We start from the raw sequence: 25,966 nt of genomic DNA, 5'->3' as shown, positions 1-25,966 counted from the left end.
GTGACCCGGATCCTCGCCGCGACCACCGCCGCCCTGCTCGCCCTCACGCTCGCCGCCTGCAGCGGTGACGACGAGGGCTCCCCCGGCGGCGACGACAGCACGCCGACCGAGGTCCTGGAGCTGGCCAAGACGACCCTCGACGAGACGAGCGGGGTCCAGATCACCCTCGAGGCCGACAACCTCTCGTCGAGCGTCACCGGCATCCGCAAGGCCACCGGGGTGGGCGTGCACCCCCCGGCCTTCGAGGGCAGCTTCGACCTGAGCGTCAACGGCATCCCCGCGACCGCCGAGGTGATCGCGGTCGACGGCAAGGTCTACGCCAAGAACTCGCTGCTGCTCCCCCAGTGGACGGCCATCGACCCGGCCCAGTACGGTGCGCCCGACCCCAACCAGCTGATGGGCGAGGACGCCGGCTTCTCGAGCCTGCTCACCGCGACCACCGACGTCGAGCAGGGCGAGCGGGTCCGCGGCGGCGAGGGCAACGACGAGATCTTCACCTCCTACACCGGCACGGTGCCCGGCGACGTGGTCGCCAACATCGTGCCGAGCGCGGCGGGCGACTTCGACGCGTCGTACACCATCAGCGAGGACGGTGAGCTGCGCGAGGCCCGGCTGACCGGCGTCTTCTACGAGGGCGACGACGACATGACCTACACGATGACGTTCGACGACTACGGCACCGAGAAGGACATCGTCGCGCCGTGACCGCCTCGTCGGGGCGCTCCCCGCGGGCGCTGCTCGGCCTCGCGGCCGTCGCCGTGGCGTTCGCCGCGGCCGACACCTACGTCGTCGTCCTGGCCCTGCCGGAGCTGATGGCGAGCGCCGCGATCCCGATCGACGAGCTGCAGCGCGCGGCGCCGATCATCTCCGGCTTCCTGCTCGGGTACGTCGCGATGCTGCCGCTCATCGGCCGGATCGCCGACCTGCGTGGCCGGGTCCCGGTGCTCACCGCCGCCCTGGTCGTCTTCGCGTTCGGCTCGCTGGTGACCGCCCTGGCCTACGACCTGCCGAGCATGGTCACGGGCCGGTTCCTGCAGGGGCTCGGGGGCGGCGGACTGGTCCCGGCGACCCTCGCCCTGGTCGCCGACCTCTACCCGCGCGAGCGCCGCGGCGTCCCGCTGGGACTGGTCTCGGCCGTGCAGGAGATCGGCAGCGTCCTCGGCCCGCTCTTCGGCGCCGTCGTCCTCGCGGTGGCCGACTGGCGCGCGATCTTCGCGATCAACCTGGCCGTCGGCCTGCTGCTCGCGGTGGCCATCCAGGCCACGTCGAGCGCCGCACCCGGGCACGAGCGCGCCAGGATCCACCTGCCCGATCCCGTCGGGGTGCTGCTGACGCTGGTGGTCCTGGCCGCCGGTGCGCTGGTGTTCCTCGAGCCGTCGCAGCTGATGGCCGACCTGACCTGGGGCGAGCTCTTTGTCCCGATCGCCGGTGAGGGCCGCTGGCTGACCCCCCTCGGCCTGACCACGATCGTCGCGACGGCGCTGCTGGTGCTGCGCTGCGCGACCGCGAGGCACCCGCTGGTCGACCTGCGCTCCTGGGCCCGCAGCGCCCGCGAGGCGGACCTCGTGGGAGCGCTCTTCCTGGCCGCGGCGCTGGGCGGCGTGATCCTGGCCTTCGCGACCGCCGACCCCGAGGTGCAGGTCTTCTCCGACCAGGGCCTCTGGTACCTGCTCGGCGCCGCGGTCGCCGCCGGCGCGCTCGTGGTCCACCTCCGACGGGCCTCGTCGCCCCTGGTGCCGCACGGGGCGCTCCGGGCCCGGCCGGCCTGGGGCGCGGTCCTGGTCAGCTTCTTCGTCGGCGCGGCCCTCATCGCGGCGCTGGTCGCCGTCCCCCTCTTCGCGCGCTCCACGTCGTACCGCGACAGCCAGCTGATGGCCGCGCTGGTCCTGGTCCGCTTCCTGGTCGCGCTCCCGGTCGGCGCCGTGCTCGGCGGCTACCTCACCCGCCGCCACTCCGCCGGCGTCATCACGGCCGTCGGCATGGTGCTGGCCGCGGTCGGCTTCGCGCTGATGTCGCAGTGGAGCTCCGACGCGCTCGAGGGCTGGACCTGCAACATCGCGCTGGTGGTCGGCGGCCTGGGCTTCGGCCTGGCCCTCGCCCCCGTCAACGCAGCGGTCCTCGCCAGCACCGACGACGACGTCCACGGTCTGGCCAGCGCCCTCGTCGTGGTGGCCCGGATGGTCGGCATGCTCGTCGGCATCTCCGCCCTCACCGCCATCGGCCTGAGCCGCTACTACGACGCCCAGGAGAGGCTGCGCACCGTCGCCGAGATCTGCGGCGCCGACGCCACCAAGGTCTGCCAGGCCTACCGCACGCAGCAGCTCGACGCCGCCATCACCCAGGAGCAGACCGTCTTCCTCGGCGCCGCCGTCTCCGCCGTCATCGCCGCCGCCCTCGCGCTCCTGCTCTTCCGGGGCGCCGCCACCCGGGCCGTCTCCGCCGGCGACCTGCTGCGCTCGGCCGGCTGATCGCGCCCGCTCCCCGCCGGCCCCGGTCCGGCGGTGAGCAGTCCACCGTCCGACGGGCCCCACCGGTGGATCCTGCACCGCCGGTACGGCGAGTCGCGGCGAGTCGCGGCGACCCGCCGTACCGGCGGTGGGTGAGCCACGGATTCACCGGCCGGATCGGTGGACTGCTCACCGCCGCCCGGAGGCATCTCGCTACGCTGCGGTCCGTGGCCTTCGACGACCTTCTCGCCGCCAACCGTGACTTCGCCGCCGACTTCGCCTACGGCGGGTTCGACGGCGTCGCGCGCGCCGGCGTCGCCATCGTGACCTGCATGGACTCGCGGATCGACCCGCTCGGCATGATCGGGCTGAAGCCCGGCGACGCCAAGATCTTCCGCAACCCGGGGGGCCGGGTCACCGAGGCCGCCCTCGAGGCGCTCGTCCTCGGCGTCCACCTGCTCAACGTCCAGCGCGTGCTCGTGGTCCCCCACACCCGCTGCGCCGTGGCGAGCAACTCCGAGGAGGTCATCCGCGACCGGATCTCCGAGTCCGCCGGCGTCGACGCCTCCTGGCACCGCTTCCACGTCGTCGACGACCAGCGCCGCGCCCTGGAGATGGACGTCCGCAAGGTGCTCAGCCACCCCCTCGTCCCCGACTCCGTCGAGGTCGGCGGCTTCCTGTACGACGTCGACACCGGCCTGCTCGACCGGCTGGTCTGAGGGCCGGGTCACCTGCCCCGGTCCGCGGTGAGCTGGCACCCGTCGTCCTGCGCGATCGGTCGCCTACGCTCCGCCGGCCGCTCCTGCGGAGCGGGATGCTTCGGCCGTCCAGCGCGAGCTTCACCGGCCGGCCGGTGAATCGTCCGGACGCTCGGCTCAGGCGTCCAGCGCGTCCACGTCCACCTCGTAGGCACCCTGCACGATGAACTCCTTGCGCGGAGCGACGTCGGAGCCCATCAGCAGCTCGAACACGCGCGAGGCGTCCTCGGCGTCGTCGACGGTGATCCGGCGCAGCGTGCGCTGCCGCGGGTCCATCGTGGTCTCGGCGAGCTGGTCGGCGTCCATCTCGCCGAGGCCCTTGTAGCGCTGCACCGGGTCCTTCCAGCGCACGTTCTTCTTCTTCAGCTCGGCCAGCTTCCGCTGCAGCTCGTCGTCGGAGTAGGTGTAGACGTACTTGTCCATGCCCTTCTTCGGGTTGGACAGCTCGATGCGGTGCAGCGGGGGTACGGCGGAGTAGACCCGCCCCTCGGCGACCAGCTCGGGCATGTACTTGAAGAACAGGGTCGCCAGCAGGCAGCGGATGTGGGCGCCGTCGGAGTCGGCGTCGGCCATGAAGATGATCCGGCCGTAGCGGCGGGCGTCGAGGTCGAAGGTGCGCCCGGAGCCGGCCCCGACGACCTGGATGATCGAGGCGCACTCGGTGTTCTTCAGCATGTCGCCGACCGAGGCCTTCTGGACGTTCAGGATCTTGCCGCGGATCGGCAGCAGCGCCTGGAACTCCGAGTTGCGGGCCAGCTTGGCCGTGCCGAGCGCCGAGTCGCCCTCGACGATGAAGAGCTCGGTGCGGTCGTTGTCGTTGTTGCGGCAGTCGGCGAGCTTCGACGGCAGCGCGGAGGACTCCAGGGCGTTCTTGCGGCGCTGGGTCTCCTTGTGCTGACGAGCGGCGATCCGGGTCTTGGCCGCGCCGGCGACCTTCTCCATGACGAGCTTGGCCTGGGCCTTCTCGCCGCGCTTGGTCGAGGTGAGGAACTTCTTCAGCTCCGCCGACACCACCTTGCGTACGACGCTCCGCGCCGCCGGCGTCCCGAGGATCTCCTTGGTCTGGCCCTCGAACTGCGGCTCCGCGAGGCGCACCGTGACCACCGCGGTCAGGCCCTCCAGGACGTCGTCCTTGACCACGTCCGCGTCGTTGACCTTCAGCACCTTGGCGCTGCGCATCACGTCGTTGAACGTCTTGGTCAGCGCCTGCTCGAAGCCGCTCAGGTGGGTGCCGCCCTTGGGGGTGGCGATCACGTTGACGTACGACCGCAACTCGGTGTCGTAGCCGGTCCCCCAGCGCGCCGCGATGTCGACGACGAGCTCGCGCTCGATCTCCTGCGGCGTCATCTGACCGTCGTCGTCGAGCAGCGGGACGGTCTCCTTGAAGGTGTCCATGCCCTCGAGCCGGAGTACGTCGGTCACCGGCTCGTCGTGGGCGAGGAAGTCGACGTACTCGGCGATGCCGCCGTCGTGGCGGAACTTCTCCTCGACGGGGGTGTCACCGCGCAGGTCACGGATCACCAGCTCCAGGCCCGGAACGATGAACGACGTGTGCCGGGCACGGCCGAGCAGGCCCTCGAACTCGAAGGTCGCGTCCTGGGTGAAGATCTGGCGGTCCGGCCAGAACCGGATCCGGGTGCCGCTGCGCCCCTTGGCGACCCGGCCGCCCTTGCGGGTCAGTCCGGAGCGGGCCTCGAACCCGGCCGTCGGTGCCTCGCCGTCGAACACGCCGGGGGTGCCGCGGCGGAACGACAGGCCCTGGCTCGACGGCGACCGCTCGACGTCGATGTCCATCCGGCTCGACAGCGCGTTGACGACGGAGAGGCCGACGCCGTGCAGGCCGCCGGTGGCGACGTACGAGCCGCCGCCGAACTTGCCGCCCGCGTGCAGCTTGGTGGCCACCACCTCGACGCCCGGGAGCCCGGTCTTGGGCTCCTTGTCGGTGGGGATGCCACGACCGTCGTCGTGGACCTCGGCCGAGCCGTCCGGGTGGAGCGTGACCTCGACCCGGTGGGCGGCACCGGCGAGCGCCTCGTCCACGCCGTTGTCGATGATCTCCCACAGGCAGTGCATCAGGCCCCGGGTGTCGGTCGAGCCGATGTACATGCCGGGCCGCTTGCGCACGGCCTCCAGCCCCTCCAGGACGAGGAGGTGCGCGGCGTTGTAGGTGTTGTCGGCGATGACGGGACTCCTGGTCGGAACAACGGACGTGAAACACGGAGGAAATCCGAGTGGTGGAACTGCTCCGAATCTACCTGCGACACGCCGATGGACGGTGCAGGCACGCCTGCTCCTCCGAGGAGTACGACGGGTCTACGGTGGGCACCACTTCCCCAGAGGCTCAACCCAGCAGCACCGCTCCACCGGCAGCAACACGCACAGCAGGACCACCGGCGTGGGTGACGTCACGATGTGGACACGATCGGACTCGGGTTCGGGAAACGCATCTCGGCGACGCCCGTTCCACGTCAGACTGGATGAGGCACCAGGTCTCAACCGCGGAGAGTGACCTTCGGTCCCGGACATCGTTGTCCAGGGCATGGGAAACCCGCCAGCGGGGAACGACTGTCCGTGATGGGATGACGTGTCGGGCACCACGCTCCGGTGGGAATCTTGAAGCCCACCGCTACGTTGTGCAAGACACCGATGATCAGAGATGAGGCCGAAGTGAACACTGCAGTTGCCCCGAGCACGCCGCTCACCGCAGTCGACCGCTGCGACCGGTGTGGCGCGCAGGCCTACCTCCGCGTGGAGCTCCAGTCCGGCGGCGAACTCCTGTTCTGCGCGCACCACGCCCGCGAGCACGGTGACAAGTTGAAGGAGATCGCGGCCAACGTGGTCGACGAGACCCACAAGCTGGGTGGGTCCACGCCCTCCCCTGCCGCCGACTGACCGCACCGCGACCAACTTCACCGAAGGCCCCGGACCACGTGTCCGGGGCCTTCGGCGTCTGCGCATGAGCGCTGTGCCAGGGTGGGCGCGTGAGCGTGCTCCTCTCGCTCGTCGCCGCGGCGGCGTACGGCCTGGCCGACTTCAACGGCGGACTCGTCTCCCAGCGCGCCAGCGCCTGGTCCGTCGCTCTCACCGCCCAGCTCGGCGGCGGCGCCCTGGTGCTGCTGGTGGTCCCCTTCGTCGGCGGCTCGCCCACCCACGACGACCTGGTCTGGTCAGTGGTCGCGGGGGTCGGCAACGGCCTCGGTACGGCGTTCCTCTACCGCGGGCTCTCCTCCGGCCGGATGGGCGTCGTGGCCCCGGTCTCCGGCGTCGGCGCCGTGCTGGTGCCGGTGGTGGTCGGCCTCGTGACCGGCGAGCGGCCAGGCCCGGTCACCGGGCTCGGCATCGCGCTGGCCCTCCCGGCGATCTGGCTGGTCGCGCGGGAGTCCGGGGAGGCGGCCGCACCGAGCTCACCGCGCTCCTCGGGCGCCGTCGACGGCCTGTTGGCCGGCCTCGGCTTCGGCACCCTGTTCGCGGCGCTGGCCCAGGTCTCCGAGGGGGCCGGGCTGCTGCCCCTGGCGCTCAACCAGCTGCTCGCCGGCGTCGTCATCGTCGGGGTCGCCCTGCTGCTGCGCGTCCCGTGGGTGCCGAGCACCCGCTGGGCCTGGGCCGGCGTCGTGAGCGGCGTGCTCGGCGCGACCGCCACCGGGCTGTTCCAGGTCGCGACCCGGGGCGGCCACCTGACGGTGGCTGCCGTCATCACCTCGCTCTACCCCGCCGTCACCGTGCTCCTCGCGGCCACGCTGTTGCGCGAGCGCGTGCACCCGCTGCAGGCGGCCGGGCTGGCCCTCTGTGCAACCGCGGTCGTGCTGGTCGCGACCGGCTGACGGACCGTCCGCCCGGGCTCAGGCGCCCGCCAACCAGGGTGTGTAGCGCCGCGGGCCCCGGAACCAGTCGGTCACCGGGTGCGACCCGTCGTACTGGTCGACCATCCGTACGGCGACCCGGACCCGCTCCGGGTCGCGCAGGCACGACCGGGCCACCCGGACCCGAGCGAGGTCGCGGGCCGGACGGAGCCGCACCGAGTGGTCGCAGGTGAGCGGCTCCCCCACCAGCTTCCACCGGCGCACCCGGAGCAGCTGGTAGTCGGTGCCCTCCTGCAGCCCCGTGACCAGCGCGAGCTCGGGACCACGACGGTCGGGGTTCGCATCGACGAAGACCGTCAGCCCGGACGGCCCACCGTCCGAGGTGGCCCGGAGGTCGGTGAACCCGACCGCGACCGTCACCCGCTCAGCCCCGTGCGCGACGCGGACCTCCCGGATGTCGGTCAGGGACGCCTGCGTGTCGGCCGGGTCCGGATAGGCGCCCCGCTCGGCGACCGCCGGTGCGGCCACGGCCAGGCCGGACAGCAGGGCGGTCGCCACGACGGTCGCGCGGCGGAGGGCGAGGAGAGTGGTCATCCTCCAGGGTGCGCCCTCGCCGCGACCCTGGCAATCAGGGCACCAGGATCGAGCCGTCCGGCTGCCGGCTGCAGGTCAGCGCCGTACCGCCGCGGGTCCAGGCCGCGGCCAGGCACTGACCGAGAACCTGGTGCCCGCTCGCGTTCGGGTGCCACGACTCCTGGCAGGTCTGGTAATAGTCCGAGCAGGTGTCGGTGACCCGCTTGATGTCCAGCTTGTCGAACGGACCGAAGCTCTCGACCTTGACGCCGCTCGGCCCGTCCATGACCCGCAGCGGCGTCGCCAGGGCGTTGCCCGGGCTCCCCGGCTGCTCGCAGAGGCGGGCACCGTCGAAGGCGGCCTGCACGTTCAGGTAGGTGACGTCGACGCCGGGACGCTCCGCCTGCAGTGTGCTCGCCACGCCGCCGACCAGGTTGCCGAGGCCCTGCGAGAAGCGGTGGGCGGGCGCGAGCGAGGCGACGTCGGCCGGGCACCCGGCGGCGTACCGCTCGTCGACCAAGGCACGGTACTTGTCGCGCTCGTCGTCGCGGCCGTCCTCCTCCAGGTAGTCGGCGGCGTAGGACGGCGCCAGCGGGTTGATGTAGTCCTGGAGCACGACACGGTGCCGGCCGTCGGCGTCGACCTCATCGAGCACGTCGAGGATCTGCCGGACGGCGGCCGTGGTGTCGGCCTGGGCGGCGGAGAGCTGCTCGGGGCTGGCCAGGTCGGCGTCGGTGCACGGGTCCTCGTTGAGCTCGGCACCGGTCACCCAGTTGATGACGTCGATCCAGACCTCCCACCAGCCCGTGTAGCCGTCACCGACGAACCGGCCCGCACACTCGGCGGCCACGGTCCCGAAGGTGAAGTGGGAGTTGTTGGAGCCCAGCCCGACCAGGACCAGGTCGACGTCGCCGGTCTGGGCGACCTGGCGCAGCTGGTCGAGCTGCGCGGCGACGGCGCGGCCGGACTCGCGAGCCGACGACGGGCTCGCGATGTCGCCCGGCTGGGCGCCCGAGCAGGCGAGGTTGACCCGCTGCTCGATGCCGGGCAGGTCGGCCACGGCGATGGAGGCGTGCGGCGAGCGGTGGCAGAAGTACGGATTGCTGTTGGAGCTGTCCCAGCCCGGGAAGCCCTGGGTCACGCCCGACTGGTCGACGACCGCGTCGTAGTCGCCCGCACCCTCGCCGCTGATGAAGCTGTCACCCATCGCTACCGCGGTGGGTGGCAGGGCTGTGGGTGCGGGATCGGCGGTGGCCGGCGGCGTCGTACCCAACAGGGAGACGACCAGCCCGGCGGCGATGGCGAGCGCGAGTCGAGGAGTCATCCCCCGATGCTGCTCGCTCCCCCGCCCCGCGGCGACCGGAAGGTTCCTCAGTGCCGCAGCCGGCGCCAGGCCAGGCGCAGGCACAGCAGCACCGCCGCGGCCTGCGGCAGCCAGACCCGCCAGCCGCCGTCGTACCGGACGAGGGTGACGTAGGCGACGGCCACGCACAGGACCGTCAGCGCGATCTCGACGCGCTCGCCGAGCGGGATCGCTCGCCAGCGGTCACGGAACCCCACCGGCGAGCGACCCCGACCGATCAGTCGAGGTAGTCGCGCAGGACCTGCGAGCGCGACGGGTGCCGCAGCTTCGACATGGTCTTCGACTCGATCTGGCGGATCCGCTCGCGGGTCACGCCGTAGACCTTGCCGATCTCGTCGAGCGTCTTGGGCTGGCCGTCGGTGAGGCCGAAGCGCATGCTGACGACGCCCGCCTCGCGCTCGGAGAGCGTGTCGAGCACGGCGTGCAACTGCTCCTGGAGCAGCGTGAACGAGACCGCGTCGGCCGGGACGATCGCCTCGGAGTCCTCGATCAGGTCGCCGAACTCGGAGTCGCCGTCCTCGCCCAGGGGCGTGTGCAGCGAGATCGGCTCGCGGCCGTACTTCTGGACCTCGATGACCTTCTCGGGGGTCATATCGAGCTCCTTGGCGAGCTCCTCCGGGGTGGGCTCGCGACCCAGGTCCTGGAGCATCTGGCGCTGTACACGGGCCAGCTTGTTGATGACCTCGACCATGTGCACCGGGATGCGGATGGTGCGGGCCTGGTCGGCCATGGCGCGGGTGATGGCCTGCCGGATCCACCAGGTGGCGTAGGTCGAGAACTTGTAGCCCTTGGTGTAGTCGAACTTCTCGACCGCACGGATCAGGCCGAGGTTGCCCTCCTGGATTAGGTCGAGGAAGAGCATGCCGCGGCCGGTGTAGCGCTTGGCCAGCGAGACGACGAGACGCAGGTTGGCCTCGAGGAGGTGGTTCTTCGCGCGACGACCGTCCTCGGCGATCCACTCGAGCTCCTCGTGGAGGCTGGGCTTGACCTTGCCGCCCTTGCCGAGCTTCTCCTCCGAGAACAGGCCGGCCTCGATCCGCTTCGCGAGCTCGACCTCCATCTCGGCGTTGAGCAGCGGGACCTTGCCGATCTGCTTGAGGTAGTCCTTGACCGGGTCGGCGGTCGCGCCGGCGACCATGACCTGCTGCTCGGGCTCGTCGGTGTCGTCGGCCGCGGAGACCACGAAGGTCGCGGACTTCTCGTCCTCGACGATCGTCGGGTCGGTCGCGACGTCCTTCTCGAACTGCTCGTCGGGCACGTCCGGCAGGACCTTCTTGCCGTCGGGGCCGACCACCGGCTCGGCCACGGCCGGGGCCGCCGCCGTCTTCGCCGCGGCCGCCTTCTTGGCCGGGGCGGCCTTCTTGGCGGTGCTCGCGGTCGTGGTCTTGCGCGCGGTGGTCGCCGCCACGGCACGCGTGGTGCTCGCGGCGCCGATGTTGACGGAGATGCCGAGGTCGCTCAGGTGCCCCAGCAGGGCCTTGAGGTGCCGTGGCTCGACGGCCGCGTCCTCACTGGCCCGGCGGACCTCCTCCGGCGAGAGACTGCCGGACGGCGTCCCGCGGTCGATGAGGGCCACGACGGCCGGGTGCGACAGCACCTCGGCAGGGATCTTGCGCGCGGTCGAGGACACGTACACCTCTCGTCAGCAGAGCGTCAGAATTGACTCATGGGCGCGGCCAGGCCCGGTCACGTCAAGAGCCGCAGTCACATTCTGCCACGGGCCCCCTGAGGTACGCGTATCGCCACCCGGTCGGCCATCCGCGCGTCGTCGCGGCGTCGTCCCCGGGCGTCGATGACGTCACACGTGTGACGGGTGGGCAAGGTGGGTACTCGCCGCCCATCTCGGGGTTCGGAAGTCACAGCTGAGTCCTGGGGGGACCCGTTGAGCCAGAGGATCGAGACGATGCAGGTCGACGGACGGTGGGTCGTGCTCGCCGGGCGTGCCGTCGTCGGTGAGTACCCGTGCCGGTCCTCGGCCGTCGAGGCCGGCTGGCAGCTGGCCCCGGCCCGCGAGGTGGAGCACGTCGTCCACTACGCCCAGCGCGTCGTGCCGGACGACCCGCGGGGCTTCGAGTCGGTCGCCTGACCCGCTCAGCCGGCGGCCTGTGCCTTGGCCGCCGCCTTCTTCTGCTTCTTGAAGTCCCGCACCTTCTGCAGACTCGCCGGGTCGACCACGTCCGCGACCGACCGGTGACCCGCCAGCGAGTAGTCCCCCACGACCGCGTCCCATCCCTCGGGGCGTACGTCGAGCTGCTTGGCCAGCAGCGCCACGAAGATCTGGGCCTTCTGCTTGCCGAAGCCGGGCAGGGCCATGACCCGCTTCAGCAGGTCCTTGCCGCTGGTCGCCTCGGTCCACAGGCGCTCGGTGCGGCCGTCGTACTCCTCCTCGACGAGGCGGGCGAGCTCCTGCAGCCGCGCGGCCATCGAGCCCGGGAACCGGTGGATCGCCGGCGGGGTCGAGCACAGCGCCGCGAACTCCTCCGGGTCAGCCGCCGCGATCCGCGCCGGCTCCAGCGTGCCGAAGCGGTCCAGCACCTTCGCCGGACCCCGGAAGGCGTGCTCCATGGGGTACTGCTGGTCGAGCATCATCCCGACGAGCAGCGCGAAGGGGTCGTCGGTCAGCACCTGGTCGGCGGCTTCGTCGCCGGTGATGTGGATCGCCATGGCCGCCATCCTGCCGTAGGGCGACCGGTCGGCGCTCAGCCGGCGAGGCCGGATCCGAGAGCCCCGGGGTCGTGCCGGTCGGGGCGGGCCGGGCGGACGGCGCGGGTCGGGAGACCGCGGCGGGCGGCGGCGGCCCCGCGGGCGGCGTCGCGGCGTACGGCGATGGCGGTCCGCTCCCGGGCGGTGACCAGGTCGCCGGGAGCCAGATGCCGCCCAACTGACCGAAGCCGGCGGTCTGGCCGACGACGACCCGGCGGCCGATGAGCAGGTGCGAGACGGCGTCCTGGTAGCCGAGGACCGTCCCCAGGTCGCGATACTGGGCATCGGCCCCGACCGCGATAACGGGCACCACCAGGCCCCCCCCATCCGTCGACGTCCGGCGCCGTACGGTCACGTGCGGACCCGGCCCTGGACCGTCGTCCTGGCGAACGCCGGAGGTCGAGGGCTTCGCTTCGGCCGAACCCTGAGGTGGTGGACTGAACCAGTCGGGGTGAGGAGTCAGTCGGCCTTGACGGCCAGCACCGGGCAGTGCGCGTCGAGCAGGATCCGCTGGGCGTTGCTGCCGAGGATCAGCTTGCCGACCGGCGAGCGGCGACGGAGGCCGATGACGATCAGCTCGGCGTCGTTGGCCTCTGCGATCGAGATGAGGTCCTCGGCGGGCTCGAAGCCGCGCACCAGCTGTCGCAGGTCGTGCTCCACCCCGGCCGCGTCCAGCTTGGCCTTGACGGCCTCCATCTCGGACTCGGCCCGGCGGGCGGCGTCGGCGTCGAAGTCCTGACCGCCCCGGTGGGAGTTGACGACGACCAGCTTGGTGCCGCGGAGCCTCGCCTCCTCGATCGCCTTCGTGAGGGCGGCCTCGCCCTCCGGCTTCGGCACGTACCCGACCACCACGGTCCCCATCGGCTTACATCCCTTCGTCAGCCGGCAGCGCTGCCGGTCTCCGCAACCTATCGAACTCCCGTACCCGATGGGGGCCTGTGGACGCGCGCGGCGGCGGCCGCGCCGCGCGGGCAGGGTGGGGGCATGGACCCGGGCCTCGTCGAACCGCTCGCGCCGCGGCTGGCCGCGCTGCTGCGGCGCGCGGTGCTCGACCACGCGACGTCGGAGCCCCGACGAATCTTCCCGGCCCGGCTGCACGTCGGGACGCCGGGCGGGAAGCAGCGGGTCCTCGCGCTCGACGCCGACGAGACCGACCACGCACTGCGGACCGACGTGGTCGCCGCGATGCTGGGGCGGGCGGTGGACACCGACGAGGGGCCGCTGGTGTGGCTGACCCGCCCGGGCGAGCTCGACCTGCAGGACGTCGACGCCCAGTGGCTGGCCGCGGCCCTCGCGGCCTGCGGGGAGGCCGGACGGCCGCTGACCCTGGTGATCGTCAACCGGCACGGCTGGCGCGACCCGCGCAGCGGTACGGCGCGGCACTGGAAGCGGCTGCGACGCCGCTGATCCGGGGGGACCGGGCTCAGTCCCAGGTGTGCACCGGCTCGTTGGTGTGCATCCGCTCGCGGTAGTCGAGCAGGGTGGCGCGCAGCGCGTCGTACCGGTCCTGGTCGGCGCGCTTCCCCATCCGGCGCACGAACCACTCGGCGCCGTTGACCCCGGTCAGGCAGCGCTGCTCGACGATGTCCATCAGCCGGTCGGCCTCGGCCGTCGGGACGCCCCAGTCGGCGAGGCCGTGCCGGGCCAGCGGCAGCAGCCGGCGCAGCACCAGCTCGGTGGCCCGGACCTGGCCGACGCCGGGCCAGTAGAGCTGAGCCTCGATGCCCTGCTGGGCGGCGACATGGAAGTTCTCCTCGGCGGCCGAGAAGGACATCTGCGACCACAGCGGCCGCTGGCTCTCGGCCAGGGCCCGCACCAGGCCGAAGTAGAACGCGGCGTTGGCCATCGTGTCGGCGACCGTCGGACCGGCGGCCAGCACCCGGTTCTCGACCCGCAGGTGGGGAACGCCGCCGGCGATGTCGTAGACCGGGCGGTTCCAGCGGTAGATCGTCCCGTTGTGGAGGCGCAGCTCCGAGAGGTTGGGGGTGCCGCCGCCCTCCAGCACCGCCAGCGGGTCCTCGTCGTCGGTGATCGGGAGCAGTGCCGGGAAGTAGCGGACGTTCTCCTCGAACAGGTCGAAGACCGAGGTGATCCAGCGCTCGCCGAACCACACCCGGGGCCGCACCCCCTGAGCCTTCAGCTCCTCGCTGCGGGTGTCGGTGGCCTGCTCGAACAGCGGGATGCGGGTCTCGCGCCACAGCTCCTTGCCGAGGAGGTACGGCGAGTTCGCGCCGATCGCCAGCTGGACCGCGGAGATCGCCTGGGAGGCGTTCCAGTAGGCGGCGAACTGGTCGGGCGAGGTCTGCACGTGGAGCTGGGTGCTCGTGCACGCCGCCTCGGGCAGGATCGAGTCGGCGGTGGTCCGCAGCCGCTCGGCGCCACCCTCGATCTCGATCGAGATGTCCTCCCCGCGCGCGTCGAGGATCTGCTCGCTGAGCAGCCGGTAGCGGGGGTTGCCGCTGATGCTGTGGACGCCCATGTGGCCGTCAGCGAGTGTCGGCAGGATGCCGATCATCACCAGGTGGGCGCCGACGTCGGCGGACTTGTGCTCGGCGTCGTTGAGGCTGCGCCGCAGGTTGGCCTCGAACGTGGCCAGCCCGCCCTCGCGCAGCCGGGCCGGCGGCACGTTGATCTCGATGTTGAACTGGCCCAGCTCGGTCTGGAAGTCGGGGTCGGCGATGGCGTCGAGGGCCTGCGCGTTCTTCAGCGCGGGGTCGCCGACCTCGTCGATCAGGTTGAGCTCGACCTCGAGACCCGTCATCGGGTCGTCGGTGTCGAACCGTGCGTCGCGCAGCATCCGCGCGAACACGTCCAGGCACCGCCGCACCTTCTCGCGGTGACGGGTGCGATCAGCGCGCGTGAACTCCTGTGCCTCGACCTCTTCACCCATGCCGGAACCCTAGGCCCCTTCCCATGAGGAGCGCGTTCGCGCGAGGAGGTCGTCGACGACGCCGTCGACGCTGCCGGTGCGCTCGTGGGCGGCCCGCTGGCGCGACGACCCGCCCGCGGCCAGGACCCGGCGTACGCCGTCGCGCACCAGGTCGGCGTCGCCGGCCTCCTCCAGCGCCGGGCGGACCCGCTCGACCAGGGCGGCCAGCACCTCGGCCACCGGCGCGAGCCCACGCTGCTCCGGGTGCACCAGCCGGCCGGAGACGCCGTACCGCGCGGCCCGCCAGTGAGCGGCCCGGAGCGCCTCGGCCCGCCACGGCGGAACCGGGGTGCCGGCGGCGTGGTCTCGGGCGAGGGTCTCGACCAGCGCACGCGTCAGGGCGGCCACCAGGACGGTGTCGAGCGGGTCGGTGCACACGTCGGCGACCCGGACCTCGAGCGTGGGCTGGTGGGCGGCGAGCCGGGCGTCGAGGTAGAGCATCCCCTCGTCGAGCGCCGCCCCGGTCGCGATCAGCGCGGCGCACGCCGCCCGGTAGCCCTCGACCGACCCGAACTGCTCGGTCGGACCTGCGCTGGGCCAGCGGCCCCACACCTGCGAGCGCCAGGAGGCGTACGACGTGTCGCGGCCGTCGTGGATGGGCGAGTTGGCGCTGACCGCGCGCAGGACCGGCAGCCACGGGCCGATCCGGTCGAGGACCCCGACCCCCTCGGCATCGCTCGCGATGTCGACGTGGACGTGCATGCCGCAGGTGCCGCCGGTGAGAGCGACCGCGCCGAAGGTGTCGACGATCGCGCGGTAGCGGTCCCCCGGCGAGACCACCGCCTCCTCGAGCGCGCTCGGCACGATCCCGCAGGCGGCGACCGCCAACCCGCCGGCCGCGGCCGCCTCCCCCGCCGTACGGCGGGCCGCGCGCACCTGGTCGAGCTGGTCCGCGGTCGACGCGGACGGGTCCGTGCGGGTCTCCAGCTGGTGGCGGAACAGCTCGGGGTCGAGGTCGTCCGTGGCACGGGTGCGCTCGGGACCGCGATCGTGAAAGTCCTTCAGCACCTGGGTCGCGCGGGAGGTGACCCGCCGGGTGGCCGGGTCGACGAGCAGCAGCTCCTCCTCGAGGCCGATCGTGCGGGGTGTTCCCGAGCCGCTCATGCCCGGGAGTACCCCTGCGGGCCGCCGGTCACCACCACGGATCGACGGCACCGGCCTCCTGCAGCTCGTCCAGCGTGTCGGGCGGCACGGCCCGCTGCAGCGCCTCGGCCACCAGCCGGGCCAGCGAGTTGTCGGGGTCGACCTGCTGGCACCGGTCGATCGCGCACCACGCCAGGGCGCCGTCGCCCGAGATCCACGCGACCATCGCGAGCACGGCCGCCGCTCCCCCGCGCACCTCCGCGGGCGCGCGGCGGACCGCGTCGCTCCAGAGTCGGACGTGGTCGCGCGCGACGGCGCGCCGGACCGGCACCCACGCGGCATCGCGCACGGCGGGGTTCCGGATGCCGAGGAGCACCGCCGCCAGCACGCCGTCGGGCAGGCGACCGGCGTCGAGGTGGCGGGCGACGGCCGCCGCCACGGCCGAGCCGGTGGCCCGCACCGGGCGGGCCAACCGCGAGGCGATGACGGCCATGCCGTCCGGATCGGGGTCGAGGACCCGCTCCAGCTCGCCGCGCGAGGCGAGCAGGGCCCGACCGTCGAGCACGGCCTGCGCCGTGAACTGGTGGCTCGAGACGTCGTACGGGACGCCCTCCTCGGGGACCCCCTCACGTCGTCCGAGCAGCGGGTGCCACCGCTCGCCGTCGGCCCAGAGTGCGTCGACCACGTCGATGCCGGCGCGCTGGAAGGCCCGCACCAGCGGCCCGCCGAGCCGGTGGACCGTCGTCGCTCGGGACGGCGCGGCGTAGACGACCACGGCGACGCGGGCGACCTCGTGGTGGCGCGCCGGCTCGAGCAGGGCCCGCACGATGTCGGCGTCCTCGGTGGGCGAGGCCGGCAGGTCGATGCGAGCGTGGAACGGCCGCGCGGCGCCGAAGGTCAGCAGCGCCACGGAGTCGGCCGGCTGGAAGCCGAGGACGACCGGGACCATGGCGAGCAGGTCCTCGGAGGTGCGGGCGGTCAGGCGGGTCGGGGACGGTGTCGTCATGCCGGGGACGCTCCCCGGGCGCACGGACAGCCAGGCCGAGGCCGCACGGGCCTGTGGAGAAGGCCGTCCGGAGGCGCGCCTGTGGACGGTCGGCGGCGCGGAGTACGGTCCGTGCGTGCGTGTCCAGGCCTCCGTGCTCCACCTCGACCTCGACGCGTTCTTCGCGGCGGTCGAGCAGCGCGACAAGCCCTCGCTGCGCGGCAAGCCGGTGGTCGTCGGCGGGGTCGGCGGACGGGGCGTGGTCTCGACCGCCTCCTACGAGGCCCGGCGGTACGGCGTCCGCTCCGCCATGTCCACCCGCGAGGCCCGGTCCCGCTGCCCGCACGCTGCCTTCCTCAGCGGACGGTTCCACGCCTACCGCGAGGCGAGCCGGGCGGTGATGGGGCTGCTGCGCTCGGTCAGCCCGCTGGTCGAGCCGCTCTCGCTCGACGAGGCCTTCGTCGACCTGCAGCGGGCCGACCTGCCCGACCTCGAGGTGGCCACGGTCACCGCCTTCGCCGAGGAGCTGCGCGGCCGCGTCACCGAGGCCACCCGTGGCCTCACCGCCTCCGTGGGCGTCGGCACCTCCAAGTTCATCGCCAAGGTGGCCAGCGACCTCGACAAGCCCGACGGCCTGGTGGTGGTGCCGCCGGGCACCGAGCAGGACCTGCTGCGCCCGATGCATGTCACCGTCATCCCGGGCGTCGGACCGGCGACCGCCGAGCGGTTGCGCCGGGCCGGCATCCACACGGTCGCCGAGTTGGAGCAGGTCGACCTGGACGAGCTGGTCCGGCTGGTCGGCAAGGCCCACGGCGGTGGGCTCTTCCAGCTCGCCCGCGCGCTCGACGACCGGCCGGTGGTGCCGGAGCGCGAGGCCAAGTCGGTCAGCGTGGAGGGCACCTACGACACCGACCTGACCGACCGGAAGCTGATGGAGGGCCTGCTGACCCGCCAGGCCGGCGAGGTCGCGGCCCGGCTGCGCAAGAGCGGGCTGTCGGGCCGCACCGTGTCGATCAAGGTGCGCCTGCACGACTTCACGACCCTGAGCCGGTCGAGCACCCTGGGCTCGCCGACCGACGCGGCCGGCACCATCGCCCGGCTGGCCCGCTCGCTGCTCACCGACCTCGACACCTCCGGGGGCGTGCGCCTGCTCGGGGTCGGGGTCTCCGGCCTGGCCGACTGGGTCCAGGAGGACCTGTTCGGCGACACCGCCGAGGAGGAGCCGGAGCTGCCCGAGATCGAGGTCCCCCACCACTCCCGGCGTACCTGGGCGCCCGGGATGGACGTCGAGCATGACGAGCTCGGCCGGGGTTGGGTCTGGGGGTCGGGCCGCGGCGTGGTGACCGTCCGCTTCGAGACCGCGACCTCGCCCGCCGGACCGGTGCGCTCGTACGCCGAGGACGACCCGGCGCTGCGGCCCTGGACGCCCGAGCCGGCACCCGAGGACGAGTGAGAGCCCAGGCCGGAGATGAGCTGAAATGAGGGAGGGCCCCGCGACGGTATGAGCGTCACGGGGCCCTCGCTGAGGGGCGGAGACGGTGACGCCCACCCCGACCCGACCGGACCTCCGACCCCGCCGTCCCCGTCACCGGGCCGACGCCGCGAGTTGCCTCGTGGTGCGGATCCTCGTTCCTGTCTGGTCACCAGCCCCTCCCCTGCCTTGCGGCCAGTTCCGAGCTGGTGAGGAGAGTTCTACGTGGTCCCGGCCAGGCCCCACAAGACGTTCCGGTGCTTCCACAGGCCCCTCCACCGAACCGACTCCCCCTTCCACAGGAACCGTCCTCGTTCCACAGGGTCCGGTCCAGACCTGTGCACGCCCCTGTGGACAACCGTGACGCCCGTCACTCAGATGTCGGCGGCGGTCGTCGCACGGGTTCATCCAGCTGTTACACGACTGCGAAGTCGACGCAAAGTGGACCGGGTCAACTACGGGGAGACATCTGCCGGGCCGCTCGGGAGGCCCCGACCACGAAGGACTCCTCGATGGACACAGGCACCACTGCCTTCATGCTGGCCTGCATCATCGGCCTGACGATGATGATTCCCGGCCTCGCGCTCTTCTACGGCGGCATGGTCAGCGTCAAGAGCAGCATCAACATGATGATGATGACCTTCGGAGCCGTCGCCGTCGTCGGCGTCCTTTGGGTCTTCTTCGGCTACTCGATGGTCTTCGGCAACTCCTACGGCGACGCGGGGCTCCTCGGCAGCATCACCGAGTACGCCGGCCTCGGGGAAGCGATCGCCGACGGGGAGGTCGCCGTACCCCTGGCGCTCTTCGCGGTCTTCCAGGCCCTCTTCGCCGGCATCACCGTCGCCCTGATCTCGGGCGCGGTCGCGGACCGGATGAAGTTCGGCGCCTGGATGGCCTTCGCGGCGATCTGGGCCGTGCTCGTCTACTTCCCGGTCGCGCACTGGGTCTTCGCGTTCGACTCCGCCGACGGCAGCGTCATCGGCGGCTGGATCGCCAACGACCTCAAGGCCATCGACTTCGCCGGCGGCACGGCCGTGCACATCAACGCCGGCGCGGCGGCCCTGGCCCTCGCCGTCATCCTCGGCAAGCGCGCCACCTGGGGCCAGGCCCCCCGCCCCCACAACGTCCCGCTGACCCTGCTCGGTGCGGGTCTGCTGTGGGCCGGCTGGTACGCCTTCAACGGTGGCTCGGCCCTGGCCGCCAACAACGCGTCCTCGGTGGTCATGCTGACGACCTTCCTCGCCACCTGCGCCGCGGTCCTGGCCTGGCTGGGTGTCGAGCAGCTGCGCACCGGCCACACCACCGGCATCGGCGCCGCCTCCGGCGCCATCGCCGGCCTGGTCGCGATCACCCCGTCCTGCGCCGCGGTCTCGCCGATGGGCTCGATCGTGGTCGGCCTGGTCACCGGCGGCCTGTGCCAGCTCGCGATCGGCCTGAAGGACAAGCTGGGCTACGACGACACGCTCGACGTGGTCGGCGTGCACCTGGTGGGCGGCATCATCGGCACCCTGATGATCGGCCTCGTCGGCAACGCCGACATGCCGAGCGGTGTCGACGGCCTCTTCTACGGCGGCGGCCTCGAGCAGCTCGGCCGGCAGGCCGCGGCGGTCGTCGCGGTCCTGGCCTACACGCTGATCGTGACCTCGGCCATCGCCCTGGCCCTGAAGGCCACCATCGGCATCCGGATCTCCCCGGAGGACGAGGAGGCCGGCATCGACGCCAAGTCGCACCGCGACCCGGCGTACGACCTGGTCTGACGCTCCGAGAAGCGGCCGCCTCCGGGCGGCCGCTTTTCTCGGCCCAACGGGTCCACTCTCCGTGGTTGTTGATTCTTCGTAGTAGACAAGGAACAGCATGACCGACCTCCAGACCCTCGCCCGCGAGAGCGGGACGACGTTCCTCCTCGCGCTCTTCGTCGACCTTCGCGGCAAGCCCTGCGCCAAGCTCGTGCCGGTCGAGGCGGTCGACGCGCTGGCCACCGAGGGCGTCGGCTTCGCCGGGTACGCCGTCGGCGCGATCGGCCAGGAGCCGAAGGACCCGGACCTGATGGCCATCCCCGACCCGGCGTCGTTCACGCCGGTCCCCTTCGTGAAGCCGGGCCTGGCGATCGTGCACTGCGACCCGCACGTCGAGGGGAGGCCGTGGCCGTTCGCCCCGCGCAACATCCTGAGGGCGGTGCTCGCGCGGGCCGCTCAGGAGGGGCTGGCGCCGTACGTCGGCGCGGAGGTCGAGTACTTCCTGGTCGACCGCGACGAGCAGGGCCGGCTGCGCACCGCCGACCCGGCCGACACCGCCGCCCAGCCCTGCTACGACGCCCGCGGCGTGACCCGGATGTACGACCACCTGACGACGATCTCGCGGGCCATGAACGACCTCGGCTGGGAGAACTACGCCAACGACCACGAGGACGGCAACGGCCAGTTCGAGCAGAACTTCGCCTACGCCGACGCGCTCACCACCGCCGACCGGGTGATCACGCTGCGCTACCTGCTCAGCGTGCTCGCCGCCGAGCAGGGCATGACCGCCACGTTCATGCCCAAGCCGTTCGGCGACCGCACCGGCACCGGCCTGCACCTGCACGTCTCGCTGCAGCGCGACGGCGCCAACGTCTTCCCCGCAGCGGACGACGCCCGCGGGCTGGGCCTGTCGCCGACGGCGTACTCCTTCGTCGCCGGCGTCCTCGAGCACGCCTGCGCGCTGCAGTCGGTACTGGCGCCGACGGTGAACTCCTACAAGCGCACCGGCGCCCTCACGACCGCCTCGGGCGCGTCCTGGGCACCGCGGCGGGCGACCTACGGCGGGAACGACCGCACGCACTACGTCCGGGTGCCCGACGACCAGCGGGTGGAGCTGCGGGGGGGCGACGGGTCGGCCAACCCCTACCTGGCCATCGCCGGCGCGGTCGGCGCGGGCCTGGACGGCGTCGCGCGGGCCCTCGACCCGGGCGACCCCGGCGCGACCAGCAGCGAGCCGCTGCCGCTGACCCTGCTGCACGCGGTCGAGGCGCTGGAGGCCGACCCGGTGCTCACCGGCGTCCTCGACGCGGCCGGTGACGGCGTGGCGTCGTACTTCGCGGAGCTGAAGCGGACCGAGTTCTTCACCTGGCACAGCCAGGTCTCCCCCTGGGAGATCGACCAGTACCTGGAGGCGTTCTGATGTGCGGCATCGTGGGACTGCACCTGCGTGACCCCGACCTGTTCCCCCGGCTCGGCGAGCTGCTGACCGGGATGCTCGGCGAGATGGAGGAGCGGGGCGCCGACTCCGCCGGCGTCGCGGTGTACGGCGACCCGCGCTGGTCCCCAGCCGGGCACGCGACCGTGTCGGTGCTGGACGCGTCCGCGCCGGCCGACGAGCTGGCGACCGCGCTGACCGCGGCGACCGGTGCCGAGGTGAGCGTGCTGCCGCTGGGGTCGACGTACGTCGTGCACGCGCCGGGGGACGTCGAGCCGCTGCTCGCCGCCGTCCGGGCGGCCGCGCCGGAGGCCCTGGTCGCCGGATTCGGGGAGGACCTGGCCGTGCTCAAGGACGTCGGCCACCCGCGGGCGCTCGCCGCGCAGTGGGGCCTCGCCGAGGCGCAGGGCTGGCAGGGCGTCGGGCACACCCGGATGGCCACCGAGTCGGCCGTGACGCCGTCCGGCGCGCACCCGTACGCCGTCGGCCCCGACCAGTGCCTCGTGCACAACGGCTCGTTCGCCAACCACGCCACGATCCGGCGCGAGCTGCGCGCCCGCGGCGTCGCCTTCGACAGCGAGAACGACACCGAGGTGGGCGCCCGCTACGTCGCGCAGGCGCTGGCCGACGGCCTCGACGTCGAGACGGCGCTGAAGGGCCTGTGCGCCGAGTTCGACGGCTTCTACACGCTGCTCGTCTCGAACCGCGACTCGTTCGCGGTCGTGCGCGACGCGATCGCCTGCAAGCCCGCCGTGGTCGCCGAGACCGACGCGTGGGTGGCGATGGCGTCGGAGTACCGCGCCCTCGCCCACCTCCCGGGCGTCGAGGGCGCCCACCTGTTCGAGCCCGAGCCGGAACGGATCTACGCATGGACACGATGAGCAGCACCCAGCTCGACCTCGGCACCCTCTCGCTGCGCGAGGTCAACCGCGCCCTGCACGAGATGACCGACGGCGAGGTCGTGGTGACCAACCCCCGCGGCGCGCACAGCGTCGCTGCCGGGCTGACCGCTCCGCTGCAGGTGACGATCGCGGGCCACTGCGGCTACTACGCGGCCGGGATGAACCAGCTCGCCGACGTGGTCGTCGACGGCACCGCCGGCGTGGGCGTCGGGGAGAACATGATGAGCGGCTCCGTGCGGGTCCGCGGCAACGCGTCGCAGTCCGCGGGCGCCACCGCGCACGGCGGGCTGCTGGTCGTCGAGGGCGACGCGGCGGCCCGGTGCGGGATCTCCATGAAGGGCGTCGACATCGTGGTGGGCGGCAGCGTCGGCCACATGAGCGCGTTCATGGCCCAGGCCGGGCGGCTCGTCGTACGAGGGGACGCCGGGGAGGCGCTCGGCGACTCGATCTACGAGGCCCGGCTCTACGTCCGCGGTCGGGTCGCCTCCCTCGGCGCCGACTGCGTCGAGAAGGAGATGCGTCCCGAGCACCTCGCCGAGCTCGGCGACCTCCTCGCCCGCGCCGGGTACGACGACGACCCCGCGTCGTACACCCGCTACGGCTCGGCCCGCGGGCTCTACCACTTCCACAGCGACAACGCGTACTGACAGGACCACCGATGAACCACGCCAGCCACGGCCTCCGTGAGTCCGCCACCTTCGACCGGGCGACCATCCACGCCATCCAGCGCGCGGCCTCGACCGGGGTCTACGACATCCGCGGCTGGGGCGCCAAGAGAGCCCTCCCGCACTTCGACGACCTGCTCTTCCTGGGGGCGTCGATGAGCCGCTACCCGCTGGAGGGCTACCGCGAGTCCTGCGGGACCGACGTCGTCCTCGGCAGCCGGTACGCCGAGCAGCCGCTGCACCTCGACATCCCGGTCACCATCGCCGGGATGAGCTTCGGCGCGCTGTCCGCCCAGGCCAAGGAGGCGCTCGGCCGCGGCGCCTCCGAGGTCGGCACGTCGACCACCACCGGCGACGGCGGCATGACCCCGGAGGAGCGCGGCCAGAGCAGGCACCTCGTCTACCAGTACCTGCCCTCGCGCTACGGCATGAACCCCGACGACCTGCGCAAGGCCGACGCGATCGAGGTCGTCCTCGGCCAGGGCGCCAAGCCCGGCGGCGGCGGGATGCTGCTCGGCCAGAAGATCAGCCCGCGGGTGGCGGCGATGCGCACGCTGCCCGAGGGCATCGACCAGCGCAGCGCCTGCCGGCACCCCGACTGGACCGGGCCGGACGACCTGACCATCAAGATCGCCGAGCTGCGCGAGATCACCGACTGGCAGAAGCCGGTCTACGTCAAGGTCGGCGCCACCCGCACCTACTACGACGTGAAGCTGGCCGTGCACGCCGGCGCCGACGTGGTCGTGGTCGACGGGATGCAGGGCGGCACCGCCGCCACCCAGGACGTGTTCATCGAGCACGTCGGCATCCCCACCCTGGCCGCCCTCCCCCAGGCCGTGCAGGCCCTCCAGGAGCTCGGCGTGCACCGCAGGCCGGACGGCGTGCAGCTGATCGTCTCCGGCGGCATCCGCACGGGCGCCGACGTCGCCAAGGCGCTGGCCCTCGGAGCGGACGCAGTCGCGATCGGCACGGCCGCGCTGGTCGCCATCGGCGACAACGACCCCCGCTACGCCGCGGAGTACGAGGCCCTGGGCTCGGCCGCCGGCTTCTACGACGACTACCAGGACGGCCGCGACCCGGCCGGCATCACCACCCAGGACCCGGAGCTCGCGGCCCGCCTCGACCCGGTGCTGGCTGGACGCCGACTGGCCAACTACCTCAGGGTGCTCACCATGGAGGCCCAGACCATCGCCCGGGCGTGCGGCAAGGCGCACGTCACCCACCTCGAGCCGGAGGACCTGGTGGCGATCACCCTCGAGGCCGCCGCGATGGCGCGGGTGCCGCTGGCCGGCACCTCCTGGATCCCGGGGACGACGAGTGGGTTCTGAGCCCTCCCGCCGGTACGACGTCTGCGTGGTCGGGGCCGGCCTCGCCGGCGCGGCCGCCGCGCGCGAGCTGACCGCGCGGGGCCGGTCGGTGCTGCTGCTGGAGCAGCACGCGGTCGGCCACGTCCACGGGAGCTCGCACGGGTCGTCCCGGATCTACCGCCGGGCCTACCTCGACCCGTTCTACGTCGGCCTCACCGGCCGGGCCGCCGACGAGTGGGACCGCCTGGAGTCGGACGCCGGCGTCCCGCTGCGCACCGTGACCGGCGGCCTCGACACCGGCACCGAGCGGGCCCGCGGCGTGCTCGACCTGCTCAGGGCGACCGGCCTGCCGGTCGAGCTGCTGGGCGGGGCGGAGGTCGCCGAGCGCTGGCCCGGCATCGAGCTGGCCGGCGAGGCGGCGTTCCACCCCGACGCCGGCCACCTCGACGCCGACGCGACCGTCCGGGCCTGCGTCGACCTGGCCGTGGCCGCCGGGGCCGACCTGCACGAGCGGACCACGCTGACCCGGCTGGAGCCGGCGGCCGGCGGGGTGGTCGTGCACACGGAGGGCTGGTCGGCCCACGCCGATACCGTCGTGGTCGCGGCGGGCGCGTGGCTGCCGGAGCTGCTCGGGGGGCTCGCGGTCGCCCCGACGCTGCCGCCGCTGTGGGTCAAGCAGCAGGAGCTCTTCCACTTCGCGCACCGGGACCCGTCCGCGGCCTGGCCGACGCTGGTCGACAAGGGCCGGGTCGAGCTCTACATGCTCGGCTCCGGTCCGCGCGACGGCGGGCCCGCGCCGTCGTACAAGATCGGGCAGTTCGACAGCGAGTCCGCCACCACCGCCTCCACCCGCGACGGGGTGATCGACGACCGGGCGCGCCGCGTCGTCCGGGCGTACGTCGAGCAGCACCTGCCCGGCCTCGACCCGGACCCCACCGAGGAGGCGAGCTGCCTGTTCACCATGACCGGCGACGGCGACTTCGTGCTCGACCGGGTCGGGCCGGTCGTGATCGCGTCGCCCTGCTCGGGACACGGGGCGAAGTTCGCGCCGCTGCTCGGCGTGCTGCTGGCCGACCTGGTCGACGGCGGCGCGCCCGAGCCCCGGTTCGCCTTCCGGGGCGCCGGCCGGACGACCGGCGTCGGGGCGGGCCAGTGAGCCGCCGCCTGATCCGCAACACCACCGGCACCGCCCGCCGTCGCGATCCCTCGCAGCCGCCCCCGGAGAGCAGCCTGGAGGACACGATCGCGCGCAACGTGCGGGCCCTGCGCCTCCAGGCGGGCCTGTCGGTGGCCGACGCCGCGGACCGGATCGGCATCTCGAAGGCGATGCTGTCCAAGATCGAGAACTCGCAGACCTCCTGCAGCCTGGCCACCCTGACCCGGCTCGGCCTCGGTCTCGACGTGCCCGTCACCTCGCTCTTCCGCGATGCCGACGGCGAGCGCGAGGCCGTGCACACCCCGGCCGGCCAGGGGCCGCGGATCGCCCGCGAGGGCACCCAGGCCGGCCACGACTACGAGCTGCTCGGCGCGCTGCGCGGCCAGCACAAGCGGCTGGAGTCGCTGATGGTCACGCTGACCGCGACAAGCGACACCTATCCCCTCTTCCAGCACCCCGGCACCGAGTTCATCCATCTCCTCGAGGGCGTCATGGACTACGGCCACAGCCGCACCGTCTACCGTCTCGAGCCCGGCGACTCCCTCCAGTTCGACGGCGAGGGTGCCCACGGCCCGACCGCCCTGGTCGAGCTCCCCATCCGGTTCCTGTCCGTCATCGCCTTCCCGGACACCACCACCAAGTAGGGCCACCGG

At 72.8% G+C, this 25,966-nt stretch carries 26 protein-coding genes; 16 read left to right on the top strand and 10 right to left on the bottom strand.

The genetic code is table 11. The features are described 5' to 3' along the window. The 3 genes from V7S47_RS11465 (at position 1) to V7S47_RS11455 (ending at position 3,166) form a co-directional block, all read left to right on the top strand. Positions 1–705 (top strand): LppX_LprAFG lipoprotein, encoded by a 705-nt coding sequence (locus V7S47_RS11465; protein ID WP_336561667.1) that lies wholly within the window; start codon positions 1–3, stop codon positions 703–705. Then, complete coding sequence (locus V7S47_RS11460; protein ID WP_336561666.1) at positions 702–2,468, top strand: MFS transporter; 1,767 nt, start codon at positions 702–704, stop codon at positions 2,466–2,468. The genes V7S47_RS11465 and V7S47_RS11460 overlap by 4 nt, the downstream gene beginning before the upstream one ends. 206 nt (positions 2,469–2,674) lie before the next feature. Beyond that, entirely contained in the window at positions 2,675–3,166 is a 492-nt protein-coding gene (locus V7S47_RS11455; RefSeq protein ID WP_442945344.1) for a beta-class carbonic anhydrase, read from the top strand. Positions 3,167–3,322: 156 nt separating this feature from the next. Here the strand turns inward: V7S47_RS11455 and V7S47_RS11450 are convergent, their stop codons facing one another. Then, positions 3,323–5,386 carry a DNA gyrase/topoisomerase IV subunit B gene (locus V7S47_RS11450; protein ID WP_336561884.1) on the bottom strand — a complete coding sequence of 688 codons (2,064 nt, stop codon included), beginning with the start codon at positions 5,384–5,386 and terminating at the stop codon, positions 3,323–3,325. A gap of 465 nt (positions 5,387–5,851) precedes the next feature. Here V7S47_RS11450 and V7S47_RS11445 point away from each other — a divergent pair, with 465 nt between their 5' ends. Together V7S47_RS11445 and V7S47_RS11440 are read left to right on the top strand one after the other, a co-directional pair. Continuing rightward, on the top strand, positions 5,852–6,097 hold the full coding sequence (locus V7S47_RS11445; RefSeq protein ID WP_211752860.1) for a DUF7455 domain-containing protein: 246 nt from the start codon (positions 5,852–5,854) through the stop codon (positions 6,095–6,097). An 89-nt stretch (positions 6,098–6,186) separates the two neighbouring features. Next, positions 6,187–7,026, top strand: coding sequence for a DMT family transporter (locus tag V7S47_RS11440; RefSeq protein WP_336561665.1), 840 nt, complete (start codon positions 6,187–6,189; stop codon positions 7,024–7,026). 18 nt (positions 7,027–7,044) lie between these two features. On the opposite strand, the gene V7S47_RS11435 is transcribed toward V7S47_RS11440, so the two are convergent. Genes V7S47_RS11435 through V7S47_RS11420 form a run of 4 tightly spaced genes read right to left on the bottom strand, consistent with a single transcriptional unit; the run spans position 7,045 to position 10,577 of the window. Continuing rightward, positions 7,045–7,599, bottom strand: coding sequence for a hypothetical protein (locus V7S47_RS11435; protein ID WP_336561664.1), 555 nt, complete (start codon positions 7,597–7,599; stop codon positions 7,045–7,047). Positions 7,600–7,633: 34 nt separating this feature from the next. Continuing rightward, positions 7,634–8,902 carry a hypothetical protein gene (locus V7S47_RS11430; protein WP_336561663.1) on the bottom strand — a complete coding sequence of 423 codons (1,269 nt, stop codon included), beginning with the start codon at positions 8,900–8,902 and terminating at the stop codon, positions 7,634–7,636. Between the two features lie 47 nt (positions 8,903–8,949). Continuing rightward, on the bottom strand, positions 8,950–9,138 hold the full coding sequence (locus V7S47_RS11425) for a hypothetical protein (RefSeq protein ID WP_336561662.1): 189 nt from the start codon (positions 9,136–9,138) through the stop codon (positions 8,950–8,952). 20 nt (positions 9,139–9,158) lie between these two features. Then, complete coding sequence (locus V7S47_RS11420) at positions 9,159–10,577, bottom strand: RNA polymerase sigma factor (RefSeq protein ID WP_336561661.1); 1,419 nt, start codon at positions 10,575–10,577, stop codon at positions 9,159–9,161. Between the two features lie 267 nt (positions 10,578–10,844). Here V7S47_RS11420 and V7S47_RS11415 point away from each other — a divergent pair, with 267 nt between their 5' ends. Further along, on the top strand, positions 10,845–11,027 hold the full coding sequence (locus tag V7S47_RS11415; RefSeq protein WP_336561660.1) for a hypothetical protein: 183 nt from the start codon (positions 10,845–10,847) through the stop codon (positions 11,025–11,027). Positions 11,028–11,032: 5 nt separating this feature from the next. Here the strand turns inward: V7S47_RS11415 and V7S47_RS11410 are convergent, their stop codons facing one another. After that, complete coding sequence (locus V7S47_RS11410) at positions 11,033–11,605, bottom strand: HhH-GPD-type base excision DNA repair protein (protein ID WP_336561659.1); 573 nt, start codon at positions 11,603–11,605, stop codon at positions 11,033–11,035. Positions 11,606–11,676: 71 nt separating this feature from the next. Here V7S47_RS11410 and V7S47_RS11405 point away from each other — a divergent pair, with 71 nt between their 5' ends. Further along, positions 11,677–11,826, top strand: coding sequence for a hypothetical protein (locus V7S47_RS11405; RefSeq protein ID WP_336561658.1), 150 nt, complete (start codon positions 11,677–11,679; stop codon positions 11,824–11,826). A 277-nt stretch (positions 11,827–12,103) separates the two neighbouring features. Here the strand turns inward: V7S47_RS11405 and V7S47_RS11400 are convergent, their stop codons facing one another. Next, positions 12,104–12,505 (bottom strand): universal stress protein, encoded by a 402-nt coding sequence (locus V7S47_RS11400; protein WP_336561657.1) that lies wholly within the window; start codon positions 12,503–12,505, stop codon positions 12,104–12,106. A 123-nt stretch (positions 12,506–12,628) separates the two neighbouring features. On the opposite strand from V7S47_RS11400, the gene V7S47_RS11395 reads away from it, so the two are divergent. Further along, a complete protein-coding gene (locus tag V7S47_RS11395; protein WP_336561656.1) occupies positions 12,629–13,051 on the top strand; it encodes a hypothetical protein in 423 nt (140 codons plus the stop codon). A gap of 16 nt (positions 13,052–13,067) precedes the next feature. Here V7S47_RS11395 and V7S47_RS11390 read toward each other — a convergent pair whose 3' ends face one another. Genes V7S47_RS11390 through V7S47_RS11380 form a run of 3 tightly spaced genes read right to left on the bottom strand, consistent with a single transcriptional unit; the run spans position 13,068 to position 16,662 of the window. Beyond that, a complete protein-coding gene (locus tag V7S47_RS11390; protein ID WP_336561655.1) occupies positions 13,068–14,534 on the bottom strand; it encodes a glutamate--cysteine ligase in 1,467 nt (488 codons plus the stop codon). Positions 14,535–14,543: 9 nt separating this feature from the next. Then, positions 14,544–15,677: a carboxylate-amine ligase gene (locus tag V7S47_RS11385; protein WP_336561654.1), complete on the bottom strand. Its 1,134-nt coding sequence runs from the start codon at positions 15,675–15,677 to the stop codon at positions 14,544–14,546. A gap of 28 nt (positions 15,678–15,705) precedes the next feature. Continuing rightward, positions 15,706–16,662: a DUF4192 domain-containing protein gene (locus V7S47_RS11380; protein ID WP_336561653.1), complete on the bottom strand. Its 957-nt coding sequence runs from the start codon at positions 16,660–16,662 to the stop codon at positions 15,706–15,708. 115 nt (positions 16,663–16,777) lie between these two features. On the opposite strand from V7S47_RS11380, the gene V7S47_RS11375 reads away from it, so the two are divergent. The 8 genes from V7S47_RS11375 to V7S47_RS11340 all read left to right on the top strand — a co-directional run bounded on the left by V7S47_RS11375 (position 16,778) and on the right by V7S47_RS11340 (position 25,957). Further along, a complete protein-coding gene (locus tag V7S47_RS11375; RefSeq protein WP_336561652.1) occupies positions 16,778–18,094 on the top strand; it encodes a DNA polymerase IV in 1,317 nt (438 codons plus the stop codon). Between the two features lie 530 nt (positions 18,095–18,624). Then, on the top strand, positions 18,625–19,869 hold the full coding sequence (locus tag V7S47_RS11370) for an ammonium transporter (protein ID WP_336561651.1): 1,245 nt from the start codon (positions 18,625–18,627) through the stop codon (positions 19,867–19,869). A gap of 97 nt (positions 19,870–19,966) precedes the next feature. Then, positions 19,967–21,268 carry a type III glutamate--ammonia ligase gene (glnT, locus tag V7S47_RS11365; protein WP_336561650.1) on the top strand — a complete coding sequence of 434 codons (1,302 nt, stop codon included), beginning with the start codon at positions 19,967–19,969 and terminating at the stop codon, positions 21,266–21,268. Next, on the top strand, positions 21,268–22,164 hold the full coding sequence (locus tag V7S47_RS11360; RefSeq protein ID WP_336561649.1) for a hypothetical protein: 897 nt from the start codon (positions 21,268–21,270) through the stop codon (positions 22,162–22,164). The genes glnT and V7S47_RS11360 overlap by 1 nt, the downstream gene beginning before the upstream one ends. Further along, on the top strand, positions 22,152–22,832 hold the full coding sequence (locus V7S47_RS11355; protein WP_336561648.1) for a hypothetical protein: 681 nt from the start codon (positions 22,152–22,154) through the stop codon (positions 22,830–22,832). Before V7S47_RS11360 ends, V7S47_RS11355 begins: the two co-directional genes overlap by 13 nt. Positions 22,833–22,843: 11 nt before the next feature. Next, positions 22,844–24,178, top strand: coding sequence for an FMN-binding glutamate synthase family protein (locus V7S47_RS11350; RefSeq protein WP_336561647.1), 1,335 nt, complete (start codon positions 22,844–22,846; stop codon positions 24,176–24,178). Continuing rightward, the gene (locus V7S47_RS11345; protein ID WP_336561646.1) at positions 24,168–25,313 is read left to right on the top strand and encodes an FAD-dependent oxidoreductase; all 1,146 of its coding nucleotides are present in this window, start codon (positions 24,168–24,170) and stop codon (positions 25,311–25,313) included. The genes V7S47_RS11350 and V7S47_RS11345 overlap by 11 nt, the downstream gene beginning before the upstream one ends. Continuing rightward, on the top strand, positions 25,310–25,957 hold the full coding sequence (locus V7S47_RS11340) for a helix-turn-helix domain-containing protein (RefSeq protein WP_336561645.1): 648 nt from the start codon (positions 25,310–25,312) through the stop codon (positions 25,955–25,957). Before V7S47_RS11345 ends, V7S47_RS11340 begins: the two co-directional genes overlap by 4 nt. Positions 25,958–25,966 lie beyond the last annotated feature (9 nt).

It is taken from the genome of Nocardioides sp. CCNWLW216, from assembly GCF_037120545.1.
Classification (GTDB): Bacteria; Actinomycetota; Actinomycetes; order Propionibacteriales; family Nocardioidaceae; genus Nocardioides; species Nocardioides lianchengensis.
This window is presented reverse-complemented; position numbering and strand designations above follow the sequence as displayed.